Origin of the sequence: uncultured Cellulomonas sp., assembly GCF_947494015.1 — a bacterium.
Lineage (GTDB): Bacteria > Actinomycetota > Actinomycetes > Actinomycetales > Cellulomonadaceae > Pengzhenrongella.
Map to the genome: position 1 here is coordinate 1 of NZ_CANLTL010000012.1, position 13,533 is coordinate 13,533.

Genomic DNA, 13,533 nt, shown 5'->3' on the forward strand with positions numbered 1-13,533 from the left:
GGCCCACCGCCCGGACCGGCCCGCCCGGGGGCGGCCACGGCACGGACCGCCGACCCCCGCCGTCCCGGGACCTGCCCCCGGTGCGCCGGCGCCCGCGGCGGCCCGGAGGCCGTTCGCGGCGCCGGCCCCCGCACCGGAGCCCCGTACGCCGGCCCCCGGCCCCTCGCCCGAGGGGCCGGCGTGGCTGCCGCCCACCGCACCCACGGTCGTCCGGATCGGCCGGGGCGTGTTCGCGCTGACCCCGCGGCAGGCGGCCCGGCTGAGCCGGCGCGTGCGGACCACCTTCGCCGACCGGGTCGTGCGGAGGCTGTCGTGACCGCGCCCGAGGTCCGGCACCTGCACCGGGTCCTGGCCTCGCTCGACGCCCACCTCGACGGCGGGCTCGACGGGCAGCTCGCGGGCCTGTGCGCCGACCCGGCGGTCGCCGAGGGGCGGGCCGCGCTGACCCGGCTCGTCGACCCGGACCACGCCGCGCGGCTCGCCGACGAGCTCGACCCCCGCGAGGCGGCCTGGCTCGCCGAGGAGCTCCTGCGGCGGTGGGCGGTGCTGGCCCCGCCCGTGCTCGACCCCCAGGCCGGACTGGACCGGACCACCGGGCCGGCCGGCACCCGCCTGACCGTGCGGGTCGTCGGGCTGGATCCGGGCTGGACGGTGGCGTGGACGGGCGCGCAGCCGGACCCGGACGAGCCCGGGACCGCCACCTGGACCGGCCGGTCGGCCGGGGTGACCGCGCGTGTGCTCGGTCGCGGCCCGGCCGGCCGCGTCGTCCTCGCGGCCCGGTGGGACCCGCCCGGGGAGGCCCCGTGAGCACGTTGCACCCGGTGCTGGCCGACGCGCTGGGCCGGCTCGACGCCCGGCTGCTGCGCGCCTGCGAGCTGGAGGAGCACCGCAGCACGCTGCTGGCCGGGGACGGCCGACCGGGCTGGGCCGGGGTGCGCAACCTCGCCGCCCCGACCGTCGACGACCTCGTCCCGTCCGGCCCCGTCCCGGACGCCCTCGTCCCCGGCGGGCACCCCGTCCTGGACCGCCTGCGGGCGACCGTGCTGGACGACGTCGGCTGCGACGCGCTCCTGGTCCTGCTCGCCCCGCACGTCGAGCCGCGCTACGCGTCCCTGTACGCCGTCCTGCAGGACGATCTGGACGAGCACCGCCCGACCGAGCGCCTGCTGATGCTCGTGCTGGACGGCGCCGACCCGGGCCGTGGCCGGGTGCGCGCCGCCCTGTCCCCCGGCGCCGCGCTGCTGCGCTCCGGCCTGGTCCGGCCGGTGCCCGGCTGGTTCCGCCCGCTGGCCCGCCCGCTGGACCTGCCCGACGACGTCGTCGAGGCGCTCCTCGGCGCCCCGCACCCGGCGGTCCCCGGAGCCCTGCGCACCCGCTGGACCCGCGGCGCCGCGACCGGCGCGACCGCGAGCGCGGCGGGCGAGCCGCCGGTCCAGGTGCTGCACGGCGCCGGTGACGTGGTCGGCGCGGCGCGGGCGGCCGTCCCGCCCGACGAGGACGTCGTCGTGGTGGAGGTCCCGGCCACGCCGGACGGCGCGGCGGTGTGCCGCGCGGCCTGGCGGGTCGGCCTGTGCGCCGGCGCACGGCCGCTGCTGGACCTGCGCGGCTGGGCGGAGGGCGACGTGCTGCCGGTGGTGGCGGAGGTCGGCGCGCTGGTCCAGGAGGTCGGCGGGACCGCGTGGCTGGGCACCCGGCAGCCGGTCCCGCTGGCGCTGCCGCACCGGGAGGCGACGTCGCCGGCGTGGCCCGAGCGGCGCGAGACCTGGGTCCGCGGGGCGCGGGCCTGCGGGGTGGACCTCGCCGACGACGTCGCCGACGCGCTCGCGTCCCGGCACCGCCTGGACGCCGCCGCCGTCCGCGACGTGCTCGACGCCGCCCCCGCGTTCGACCTCGCCACCCTCAGCGACCTGGCCGGTGCGCTGGTCGGCACCCGGCCGCCGTCGACCCGCCGCACCGCGCTGCGCCACGGCCTCGACCACCTGGTGCTCGCGCCGAGCACGCGCGAGGCGCTCGACCGGCTGGTGCACTACGTGGCGCGCCGCGACGAGCTCAGCCGGGCGCAGGGGCTGGGTGGGCGGCACCGCACCGAGCACGGGCCGCTGGTGCTGTTCGCCGGCCGGTCCGGGACCGGCAAGACGGCGGCCGCCGAGGGGGTAGCCCGTGCGCTGGGCCGGCCGATGTTCACCCTTGACCTGTCCCAGCTGATGAGCAAGTACATCGGGGACACCGAGAAGAACGTCGACGAGGTGCTGCGCGCCGCCGAGCAGACGTCCGGGGTGCTGTTCTGCGACGAGGCCGACGCCCTGTTCTCCACCCGGCTGGAGCGGGCGGGCACGGCCGGCGAGCACTTCAGCAACGTCCTGGTCGGGTACCTGCTCCAGCGCATCGAGGAGCACGAGGGCGTGGTGGTGCTGGCGACCAACCTGCGCCACGCGATCGACGAGGCGTTCCTGCGCCGGTTCCGGTTCCGGATCGAGTTCCCGCTGCCCACCCGGGCGGAGCGGGAGCGGATCTGGGACCTCATGCTGCCGCCGGGGGTCCCGCGGGCGCCCGGCCTGGCGCTGGGTGAGGTCGCCGGCCGTGACGACATCTCCGGCGGGGACATCGCCAACGCCGCGCTGCGCGCGATCTTCCTCGCCGACCGCGCGGGCACCCCGGTCACCCAGGGTCTGCTCGAGCGCGCCGTGGCCCTCGAGCTCATGGAGCAGGGCCGGCTGTCCCGGCCGGACCCGGGCGACCACCCGCCCCTGGCCGACCGCGGGGTCCTGCTGCGGGCCTTCGTCGAGGCGGTCCAGGCGCACCTGCGCGCCGAGCTGCGCGCCCGGTTCCTCAAGGAGATCCACGTGGTGCACGGCTCGCCGTCCGAGGAGCGCCTGGCCGGACGCCGGCCCGCGGTCTCGTTGACCCTGCTGCGGCTGGCCGCTCCCCGCGGCAACCGCGGCATGCGGGCGGGGTTCGTCGCCTCGGCCTGGTCGGCCTATCCCGAGGAGGAGTACGAGCTCATCGGCGTGGTGCACGAGGCCCTGGTGGGCCTGGAGCTGACCGACGTCGCGGGACGGGCCGCGACCGTGCGCCTGCACGAGAGCACCGACTTCGACCTGCTGCACAAGTTCTGGTCGAGCCACGACCGGCCGGTGCAGGCGAGCGTGCTGCTGGACGTGGAGATCGAGTGATGGCGCGCCACCCGCACCGCACCCTGGTGCCCGCGGCGCCCCGGCCGAGGGTCGCGGCGGCCGGAGCCCAGCCGGACGGCGTCCCGCCCGTCCTGACGCCGGGGAGGTCGGCGCCGGCGACGTCGGCGCCGGACCGGCGACGCGCGACCGGAGGCACGGCCACGCGGAGCACGGCGGCGGGCCGCACCCGCGCGCTCACCCCCGAGGCGGACCGCCCCGCGCGCACCGCACCGGTGCCCGGCCCGACCGGGCGGGGCGCGGCGGACGAGCAGTCAGCCCGGGCCGCGGCCCGCACCGCCCCGGCGGCCCCGGCGCGGTGGGTCCCGGTCGGGGTGCTCCCGGCGGCGCCGGCCCCGACGCCGGCGCACCCGCTTCCCGGCGGCACGCCGCTGGCCGGCGGCTCGCCGCTCGAGCCGGGCACGACGCTGCCGCCGGGCACCGCCCAGGGTCTGGCACCACCCGGCGCCCCGCTGCCCGAGGTCCGGGTGCACACCGGCCCGGCCGCCGGCCGCGCCACCCGACTCCTGGGCGCGGACGCGGTCACCGTGGGGCGGGACATCCTGGTCGCACCCGGGCGCTACGACCCGGCCGGGGCGCGCGGCCGTCGCCTGCTCGCCCACGAGCTCACCCACGTGGCGCACCAGACGGCCGGCGGGACCGTGCGCGTGCAGGCCTCGGTCGAGGACGTGCTGCGGTCCACGGTCACCGCCGACTGGGTCCACGAGCTGGCGGACCCGGACGTCGACCAGGGCATCGGGCTGCTGGTCGGGCAGCTGCGCGAGCTCGACGCGGGCTCCCCCGTCCGGATGGCGGCGCTGGAGAACCTGCTGACCCTGGCGCTCGAGGCGGACGACCGGGGTCTGGACTCGGCGCCCGCGGCGTGGCGGGGGCTGCAGGAGAACGGCGGCGAGCTCGCCGGGCACGCGCTCCTCGCCGACCTCGAGTCCCAGCTCGACGTCGCCGCCACGATGCTGGCCGAGCGGTTCCGGGGCCGGTCCGACGCCGCGGTCGAGCGCCTGACCCGGATGCGCAACCGGCTGCCGTTCCTCACCGCCGGCGTCGCCCCGGCGATGCGGAGCAGGGTCGAGGCCACCCTGCGCGTCGTCGACGAGCTCGTGCAGATCGGCCGGGTGACCCCCGACGCGCCACCGGACGTGGAGGCGGCCACCACGGACCTGCTGGCGGCCGGACTGCTCGCCCGGGTCCGGCAGGCGACGACGACGCTCATCGCCGCCCTGCGCGCCGCCGTGGAGGCGGTCGGCGCCGGCGCGGAGCACTCCACCCACCGGGCGGCCGTCACCGCGAAGGACGCCTACCTGGACGCCTTCAGCCAGAGCTTCACCTACACCGTGGGCAAGGCCGAGGCGGACCTGCCCACGACGGCGTCCGTCCCGGTCAGCGAGTACCTGAGCACGCTCGTGGTCTCGCCGAACCACTGGCGCGGCCACGCCGACGAGTGGACCCGGTTCGGCGAGGCCGCCGCCGCGGCCGCGACCGAGTTCGCCGCCCTGGGCACCCCGCCGAAGCTGTGGGCCGCCCGGGTCGAGGAGCGGGCGCTGTACCTGCTGGAGCACGGCGACGCCGCCCTGGTCGCCCTGCAGCGGGCGCAGGCCCTGCACCTGGCGTTCGCCGCGATCGCCTACTCCGCGCGGGTGCGGTACGAGACCTACCACCGCTACCAGATGCACCTGGAGGACGCGGAGCTCGACGGGGCGTTCGCCGTCCTGGCCCGCGACGCCCTGGACCTGCTCGACGCCACGGGGGCCCCGGACGAGCGGGAGATGGCCCGCATCCAGGGGCGGCTGGTCGGGCGGATCGCGCAGGCCGAGGAGCGGTTCGAGCAGCTGCGGGACCTCGACACGGCGATCGAGTGGCTCGGCCACATCGTCACGGTGCTCGCCGGCATCGGGGTCATGCGTCTGGGCCTGGCCGTCCTCGCCCGCGAGGGCACCTGGCTGGCCGGCCGGGCGCTCGCGCCCAGCGCCGTCCGGTTCGTCGTCGGCTCCCTGCTGTTCACCGGCGGGTCGACCGTGGCCCGCGCCGCGCTGACCGGGACCCTGCCGTCGCCGGGCGAGGTGGGGCGGCAGGCCGCGATGGACCTGGTGACCTTCGGGCTGCTGCGCGGAGCGCACGTGCTGGTCGGCGCCGCCTACGCCGCCCAGGGCACGCGGCTGACGACGGCCGGGCTGCGCGCCGGGATGGCCCGGGCCCCGGCCGTCGCGATGCACGGCGCCTCGTTCGGGGTGCTGTGGGCGTGGGCCAGCACCCTGGCGCTGGTGCAGGCGCAGGGGCCGCTGGACGTCTCCACGGTCCTGACGACGATGGCCCGCACCGGGGCCCGCACCGCGCTGGACCTCGTCGTCCTGCACCACGCGATGCGGCTGACCGAGACGCCGCAGACGCCGTCCACGGCGCTGGGCACGACGGCGGGACGGCAGTGGACGGCGATCCGCGCCGAGGCCCGCGCGGTCGGCGAACGGCTCCAGGAGTGGCTCCGGTCGCCGGAGCGGGACCCCGCGGCCTTCGGCGACCTCATGCGCGAGAGCCAGGGCATCCTGCTGCGGGCCCGCGAGGTGGTGGGCCGCATGTACGAGCTCAGCGACGCCCAGCGCGCGCAGCTCGACACGCTCGTCGGGGAGCAGATCCGGCTGCTGGAGACGCTGCGCCAGGGCTCGGCCCTGGGCGTCGAGCAGGTCGGCGACGTGGTGTGGCGGTACCGCGGGGCGGTCGAGGAGCTCGAGACCTACCTCGGCCGGCTGCAGCGCGACGGGACGGTGGAGTCCTACACCGCCCGGCGCGGCGGGGTGGTCGAGGTCCGCTTCGCCGACGGGCGGCTGGCGTGGTTCCACCCGCGCGGCTCCACGGTCCCTGCCGTCGTCGACGTCCCGTCCGGGGTCGCCACGACGTCGGCCGCCGTGCGCTCGGCGGCGCCGGACGTCCCGGACCCGGTGCGCGCGGACGCGCTGGTGAACCTGCGCACCCTGCCGCCGGGCCAGGGCGCCCGGGTGGCCGGGGCGCTCGGCCCCCCGGGGTCGTCGGCGATGGTCACCTGGCTGGCGCGGCCCGACGTCGCGGCGGCGATGCGCGCGACCGACCCCTTCCCGACCGGTCCGCGGATCGTCGCGATGCTGGGCGACCTGCCCTCCGCGGTGCAGATCCTCGCCCTGCGGCCGGTGGACCTCCAGGCGTGGTGGCAGGCGCGGCCGAACCGGTCGATGTCGGTCCGCGAGCTCGCCGACCACCTGCGCGCGATCCAGGCCTTCCGCGGGACGCTCGTGCTGGACGACCCGCTCCAGGCCGCCGCGGAGACGGCCCGGTTCGGCGCGTCCGTCGAGGGGCGCCGGCTGCACGTCAGCGCCCCCAGCACCGGTCCGACGCTGCGCGCCATGCCGACCGCCGGCAGCCCCACGGTCACCCCGACCGCCCTGGCCGACCGGATCGAGGCCTACCTGGCGGGCCGGGGCTTCGCCGGTGAGGTGATGACCGAGGTCCGGGTCGCCGGGCAGACCTGGGTGATCCGGGTGCAGGACGGCGCCCCGGTGCGGGCGTGGCGGTTCGGCGAGGGCCGCGTCCTGATGGAGCTCGAGGAGCCGCTGGACAGCCACGTCGCCGAGCTGCGGCGCGCGGTCGAGGACGCCGAGCGGCTGGCCACCATGGACCGGGTCCGGGCGACCGAGCGCCTGGCCCGGGTCCGGCCCCTGGTGGAGCGGCTGGACGCGCTGCGCCGCACCCGCACCCCCGAGCTGCTCGAGCTGCGCGACCTGCTGGAGCGAGCCCAGCCCGACCGGTTCGCCCCGCCCCCGCCGGGGCTCGGGCCGGTGCTCGGGCCGCCCACCCGGGCGGAGTCCCTGGGCCGGCGCCGGGACGCCGTGGTGGCCCGGGCGGCGCGCCTGGGGCTGGCCCGCACCCCCGCCGAGGCGCCGTCCGGGGCCGCGCGCGCCGCCGTCGTCGCGGTCGAGGCGCTGCGGGCCCGCAACCCGCGCGGCGCCCGGACGCCGGAGACGCTCGCCGCGATCGAGGGCCAGGCCGACGTCGCCGAGCAGGCCCTGGACCGGCTGGCCACCGCCGCCCTCGACCGGGCCGTCCAGCGGTTCGGCCAGGACGTGCTCACCCGGGTCCGGCGCGGCTCGCTGTCCCACCTGAGCGACGTCCAGGTGGGCGAGACGCTCGAGGCGCTGCGCTCGCTGCGCCTCACCCCGCCCGGTGCCACCGGGGGCGCCGCCACGCCCGACCTGGCCGAGGGCGCCCTGCGCGGGTTCCTGCACGCGGCGCACCCGCCGCAGGGCACCGCGCCGGTGCCGCTGGACCGGATCATCGAGCGCGCCCCCAGCGCCGCCGAGCGCAACCGTGCGATGGACAGCTTCGGCCGGATCGTGGACCGCACCATCCCCGGCGCGCACGACGTGCTGCGGGCCATGGTCGGCAGCCGCACCTCGTGGCGCGGCGGGATGTTCGCCCTGGACGTGCTGCGCTACCACGAGGGCACCGGCGACGTCCTGGCCCTGGAGGTGCGTGAGTCCGCGCCCGACCCGCTGCGCCCACGCGCGAACGTCCGGGTCTACGACCTCGTCATGCGCAGCGGCGAACGGCTCACCTTCGAGCTCAAGGACTGGTCGCGGTGGTTCGAGGAGACCGTCCGCAGCCGGACCGGCTCCGACCGGCGCAGCCAGTTCGAGCGGGACGTGCTGCTGCGGACGGACAACCTGGTCAACCTCTCGGGCCTGACCCGGCTGCACTGGCTGTTCAAGGGTCCCGGGCCGGCGATCGACGGGACGACGAACCCGGTGCAGGTGCACGCGCACATCCGCGGCGTCATGCGCGGCGCCCTGGAGGACCTCGCCACCGAGTTCGGCCTGGACGCCCCCGCGCGTGCCACCCTGCTGAGCACGTTCGACGGGTACCCCCGGATCATCGAGATCATCGACGTGGACCCGTCCAACGCCGCCCGGCCCGTGCGCCGGCTCGCCCCGGACCCCGAGCCGTGAGCCGTGACCCGTGAGCCGAGGAGGAGGACCCAGCCCCATGACGGACCGACGAGCCCCTGAGGAGCAGCTCGTGGCGCGTGCGGTGAGCGGCGTCCGGGTGGTCGTGGACGACGGTCAGCGCCTGGACCTTCGCCCCGCGCAGCACGGCATCGTCCCCGACCCCCGCCCGTCGGGGGAGGTCGAGCTCGGCCCCGGCCGCCGCCAGCGGCTGCACCTGTGGCGGGACATGCTGCTGCACCTCGGCGACCACCGCGTCACCCGCCTCGACGCCCCCGGCACCGCCGACGACGTCGCCCACCTGTTCCCGGCGACCGACGGCGGCCCCCTCGTGCTCACCGAGGACCGCGCGCTGCACCGCTGGACCGACCGTGGGCTCGAGCCCTCCGGCCCGCCGCTGCCCGGCGACCCCACCACGGTCAGCGCGCTCGGCCTGGGTCCCCGCATGCTCGTGCGCGACTTCGGCGGGCCGCGCACCGAGCTGCGCGCGACGGACACCGGGGCGCACCTGTGGGAGCGCGCCGCGGTCGCCCTCGCGGTGCTGCCCGTCGGCGGCGCCCTGGTCGGCCTGGACCTGGCCGACCGCACGTCGGTCACCGCCACCGAGCTCGCCGACGGCGCCGAGCGCTGGCGCGCCCGATTCGGCGTGCGGGTCGACCACCTCGTCGCCGCGGTCGGTGACCGCGTCTGGGTGTCCCTGGACGACGGCCGCCTGCAGGCGCTCGACGTGCGCACCGGCGACGTGCGCGCGTCGGTCACCGACCCCGCGATCGACGCTCACGCCCGCGGCCCGGTGACCGCGGAGGCGTCGCTCGTGCTGTGCCGGTCGACCGACGTCACCGTCGTCGACCTCGTCCGCGGCGAGGTGTCCCGGCGCGCGGTCGCCGGGCCGCTCGCCGTCCCGACCTTCGTCCGGGCGACCCCCGACGGCGTGCTCGTGGTCGTGGACGAGCAGCGGCGGGTCTGGGTGGTCGACCCGGACGGCGCGGCGCGGCACGTGCACACCGCGTCGGGGCTGGTCACCGGTCTGGAGCTGCACGCGGGGCGCGGGTACGTCCTCACCGCCGAGGGCCGGGTGACCGTCCTGGGGTGAGCCGTCGGCGCCGTCGGCGCCGTCGCGTGAGGCGCGCGGCCGGACCGCAGCACGGGACGAACCTCGGCGCACCACGCGGGCACGCGGAGACGTCGCGGTTGCTGAGCTCCCCGACCACGCGACCGGGTTCGGCGCACGGCTGACACGGGCGGGACGGTTGACGCGTCGGTGCCGGCAGCCGGAGGGTCAGCACGTGCCGGACCTGTGTCGTCGTCCCGTCTTCGCCCGCCTCTACAGCCGGCTGTCGCCCGCGATGGACCGCCGGGGCGTCGCCGACCACCGGCGGCGGCTTCTCACGGGCGTGGCTGGTCGGGTGGTCGAGGTCGGCGCCGGCGACGGGCTGAACTTCGCGCACTACCCGCCCACGGTGTCCACCGTGGTGGCACTGGAGCCGGAGCCGTACCTGCGCCGGCGGGCCGGTGAACGAGCGGTCGAGGCGTCCGTGGCCGTGGAGGCCGTCGATGCTGCGGCCGAGCAGATCCCCGCGGCGGACGGCTCGGTCGACGCCGTGGTCACCTCGCTGGTCCTCTGCTCCGTGCGGGACCAGGACGTCGTGCTCGCCGAGATCCGGCGCGTGCTGCGGCCGGGCGGCGAGCTGCGGTTCTACGAGCACGTCGCCGCACCCGACGGGGGTCGCCTGCGGAGGGTGCAGCGGGTCGTCGACGCCACCGTGTGGCCCCACCTGGCGGGTGGTTGCCACACCGGACGGGACACCGAGGCCGCCATCGTGGCCGCCGGCTTCGTCATCGACGAGGTCGACCGGTTCCGCTTCCCTCCGAGCGTGACCTCACCCGCAGCGCCGCACATCCTCGGCCGGGCGCACCGGGCGGCCGGCCTGCCGCCGGACTGAGGTCGTCCCGACCGGAGGCCGGAGCTGACCGCCGGCCGGCGCGCACCTGGACTCCGTCCCGCCGGCGCCGGGATCAACGACAACGCGAGCGGGTCCGCCGCGCTGCTCGAGCACGCCGAGAATGTGGCGGAGATCCGTGCGAAGTACACCGTCCGCCTCCCCTGGTGGGGCGCGGAGCAGCTCGGGCTGGGGGGCGTCGGCCCGCCCGCGCTCATCTCCCTCGACGGCATCCCGTCGCCGGTACCGCGGTGGCCTTCGACATGCCGGCCATGTTCGCGACCGCTCTCGCGCTGCTGCCCGTCGCCACCGGCTTCGCGGTGGCCCGCTGGAGGGCGCCCTGTTCGTCGCTCTCTAGCAGGCGTACACCGCTACGCCGTCATGGCCGGGTTCGGTTTGCCCTGGTGGCCGTCACCGTGGTCGCGTTCACCGTCGCGAGGCCCGGCTGCGGTGGCGGCGTCGAGACCCGGAGGGGTGACGAGCACGTCCTGACCGCGCCGTCCTCACGCTGCTCGAGGCTCGGCGGCACGGCCGCCAGGCCGCTGCGCTCGACACCGGACGCGGTGATCGCATGACCGCCGGCGCATGGTGTAGGACGTACCCGCGGAACCGGCCCTGGCACCTGCCACAGGACCGCTCCCCCGACCCACAGCACCACAGCACCCGACGGCGACGGAGCCCGACATGGACGCAACACCCACCACCACGTTCGACTCGGCGACCGGGCGGGTCCGTGCCGGCGAGGCCGCGGACGACGTCGCCCGCGACCTGTACGCCGAGCTGACCGAGGCCGAGCGGCTGGACCTGCTCGACGGCGACACCCCGTTCTGGCCGGGGATGGCCGAGATCCTCTTCGAGGGGTACAACACCCGGCCCATCCCCATGGGCGCCGTCGAGCGGCTCGGCATCCCCGGGCTGCTGTTCGCCGACGGACCGCGCGGGATGGTGGTCGGCCACTCCACCGCCTTCCCGGTCGCCATGGCGCGGGGCGCCACCTGGGACGTCGAGCTGGAGGAGCGCATCGGCGAGGTCATCGGCGCCGAGGGACGCGTCCAGGGCGCCAACTTCTTCGGCGGGGTGTGCATCAACCTGCCCCGGCACCCGGCATGGGGCCGGGTGCAGGAGACGTACGGGGAGGACCCGGTGCTCCTCGGCGAGCTCGGGGCCGCGCTCGCCCGCGGCGCCGGCCGGCACCTGATGGCCTGCGTGAAGCACTACGCGCTCAACAGCATGGAGAACGCGCGGTTCAGCGTGGACGTGCAGGTGGACGAGGCGACGCTGCACGAGTTCTACCTGCCTCACTTCCGCCGGGTGATCGAGGCCGGCGCGCCCGCGGTGATGAGCGCCTACAACTCCGTCAACGGCGAGTGGGCCGGCCAGAACGCGGACCTGCTCACCCGGGTGCTGCGGGACGACTGGGGCTTCGAGGGTGTCGTCATCACCGACTTCATCTGGGGCATGCGGGACGGCACCGCGGCCCTGCGAGCCGGGCTCGACGTCGAGGCCCCGTTCCGTCAGCAGCGCGGCGCCCACCTCGCAGACGACCTCGCCGCCGGGCGGGCCGGCTGGGACGACGTCGAGCGCGCCGGCCTGCGGACCCTGGCCGCGCAGCTGCGCCTCTACGCCGGGCGGACCGCCGCCGAGCCCACCGAGCCCGTGGCCGGTCCTGCGCACCGCGCGCTGGCCCGCGAGGCCGCCCAGCGCTCGATGGTCCTGCTCCGCAACCAGCCGGTCGGCGGGTCCGGGTCCGCGCTGCTGCCGCTGCATGCACCCGACCTGCGCCGGGTGACCGTCCTCGGGCGCCTCGCGGACCTGCCGAACACCGGCGACCGCGGCTCATCCGACGTGCGTGCCCCCTCCGTCGTCACCCCGCTGGAGGGCCTGCGGGACGCGCTGCCCGACGCCGACGTCGTGCACGTCGCCGAGCCCGACCCGCGCGCCGCCGCCCGCGCGGCCGCGGACAGCGACGTCGCCGTCGTCGTCGTGGGGTACACCGCGGCCGACGAGGGCGAGTTCGTCGGCGGCGACATCTTCGGCCGCCCCGAGCTGACCGCGCTGTACCCGGAGCCCGAGACGGACGCCGACCGCGAGCTGCAGCGCCGGATGACGCAGGCCGCCGCCGAGGGCCTGAGCATGGCGGGCTCCGAGGACGCCGGCGGCGACCGCGCCGACCTGCACCTGCGCCCGGAGGACGTCGAGCTCATCCGCGCCGTCGCGGCCGCCAACCCGCGCACGGTCGTCGCCGTCGTCGCCGCCGGGACCGTCCTCATGGACGAGTGGCAGGACGACGTCCCCGCGATCGTGCTGGCCTGGTACTCCGGGATGGAGGGCGGCGCCGCGCTCGCCGACCTGCTGCTCGGCGCCGTGGACGCGTCCGGGCGCCTGCCCTTCTGCATCCCGACGTCCGCCGACCACCTGCCCGACTTCGACCGCGACGCGACGTCGGTCACCTACGACCGCTGGTTCGGTCAGCGCCGCCTGGAGCACTTCGGGCTGGCCCCGGCCTACCCGCTCGGCTTCGGGCTCTCGTACACCACCGTCGCCGTCGAAGTGCTCGACGCCGCCCGTGACGGCGAGGAGGGCGTCGTCGTGCTGGCGTTGGTGCGCAACACCGGGCACCGCGACGGCCGGCACGTGGTGCAGGTCTACGGACGAGCTGCGGACGGTGAGCGGTTCCTGCTCGGGTTCGCGCCGGTCGCGGTCGCCGCCGGTGAGGCCGTGGAGGTGACCGTGCCGGCGTCGCTGCGGCCGCTCGGCCGGTGGGATGGCGAGCGGCGCGAGATCCGCGTGCCGCAGGGGCCGTACCCGCTGGAGGTGGGGTCGTACTGGGGTGACCCGCAGGCGGTGGGTGTGGAGGTGTAGCGACAGGGGCTCCCGGCGTGGCCGCTCGGTGCACAAGCCGGCGCGGCGCGCAGGCCGAACGTCGAACAGCAGCGGCGACCATCCCTAGCTCGGCGCGGCAGAGGTGGCGGGAATCGAACCGGCTGGGAGCTTCTGGACGCGTCGGGTCGAGTCACTGACCAGCGGCGTCACCGCGTCCTCTTCGGTGTCACGTCGTCTCTAGGAGTCAATCGGTTGACGCCGTCAACGCCACCGGAGTCGAAAGCCCTCTCCCGCCACCTCGCTCGACTACCCACCAGCATGGCTTAGGGCGCTCACGGGAACACCCGTGGCCGGGAGCTGTGCGCGACCATCAGAGGCTCGCCCGGGTCGTCGCCTGAGGCCGCCTCGTAGGCACCACCCCGCCATCGATGTGGGCTGGATCGGCTAGACCTTCTGATCCGTAGGCGGCAGGCCCGGTTTCAGTGTGAGACGTCAGGGCTGCTCAGGCCCGTGTATCGCAGCGCTGTTGTCCTTGATACGACCCCGAGGGGACACCGCGTTGCTGTCAGCGTCGCTGTCGCAGTGGACAGGCCGAGCCACCGACCCGTACCGGAG

Annotated in this window: 8 protein-coding genes; all 8 read left to right on the forward strand. The window is 77.0% G+C overall.

What is annotated here, in order from left to right; genetic code table 11:
• Positions 1-316: hypothetical protein (locus Q0840_RS13590; RefSeq protein WP_298460233.1), on the forward strand; the 316-nt coding region annotated here is incomplete at its 5' end.
• Entirely contained in the window at positions 313-807 is a 495-nt protein-coding gene (locus Q0840_RS13595) for a hypothetical protein (RefSeq protein ID WP_298460235.1), read from the forward strand. The genes Q0840_RS13590 and Q0840_RS13595, both read left to right, overlap by 4 nt.
• Positions 804-3,173, forward strand: a complete 2,370-nt coding sequence (locus Q0840_RS13600) for an ATP-binding protein (protein ID WP_298460236.1) — start codon at positions 804-806, stop codon at positions 3,171-3,173. Before Q0840_RS13595 ends, Q0840_RS13600 begins: the two co-directional genes overlap by 4 nt.
• Positions 3,173-8,158, forward strand: a complete 4,986-nt coding sequence (locus Q0840_RS13605) for a DUF4157 domain-containing protein (protein WP_298460237.1) — start codon at positions 3,173-3,175, stop codon at positions 8,156-8,158. The genes Q0840_RS13600 and Q0840_RS13605 overlap by 1 nt, the downstream gene beginning before the upstream one ends.
• Positions 8,159-8,195: 37 nt before the next feature.
• A complete protein-coding gene (locus Q0840_RS13610) occupies positions 8,196-9,248 on the forward strand; it encodes a PQQ-binding-like beta-propeller repeat protein (RefSeq protein ID WP_298460238.1) in 1,053 nt (350 codons plus the stop codon).
• Between the two features lie 193 nt (positions 9,249-9,441).
• Positions 9,442-10,098: a class I SAM-dependent methyltransferase gene (locus Q0840_RS13615; protein ID WP_298460239.1), complete on the forward strand. Its 657-nt coding sequence runs from the start codon at positions 9,442-9,444 to the stop codon at positions 10,096-10,098.
• Between the two features lie 248 nt (positions 10,099-10,346).
• On the forward strand, positions 10,347-10,670 hold the full coding sequence (locus Q0840_RS13620) for a hypothetical protein (RefSeq protein ID WP_298460462.1): 324 nt from the start codon (positions 10,347-10,349) through the stop codon (positions 10,668-10,670).
• Positions 10,671-10,779: 109 nt separating this feature from the next.
• Positions 10,780-12,957 carry a beta-glucosidase gene (locus Q0840_RS13625; protein ID WP_298460240.1) on the forward strand — a complete coding sequence of 726 codons (2,178 nt, stop codon included), beginning with the start codon at positions 10,780-10,782 and terminating at the stop codon, positions 12,955-12,957.
• Positions 12,958-13,533: the final 576 nt, after the last annotated feature.

Excerpts from the sequence above, each read along its gene's own strand:
- Q0840_RS13625 (WP_298460240.1), top strand. The coding sequence starts at position 10,780 with ATGGACGCAACACCCACCACCACGTTCGACTCGGCGACCGGGCGGGTC.
- Q0840_RS13610 (WP_298460238.1), top strand. The coding sequence starts at position 8,196 with ATGACGGACCGACGAGCCCCTGAGGAGCAGCTCGTGGCGCGTGCGGTG.
- Q0840_RS13605 (WP_298460237.1), top strand. The coding sequence starts at position 3,173 with ATGGCGCGCCACCCGCACCGCACCCTGGTGCCCGCGGCGCCCCGGCCG.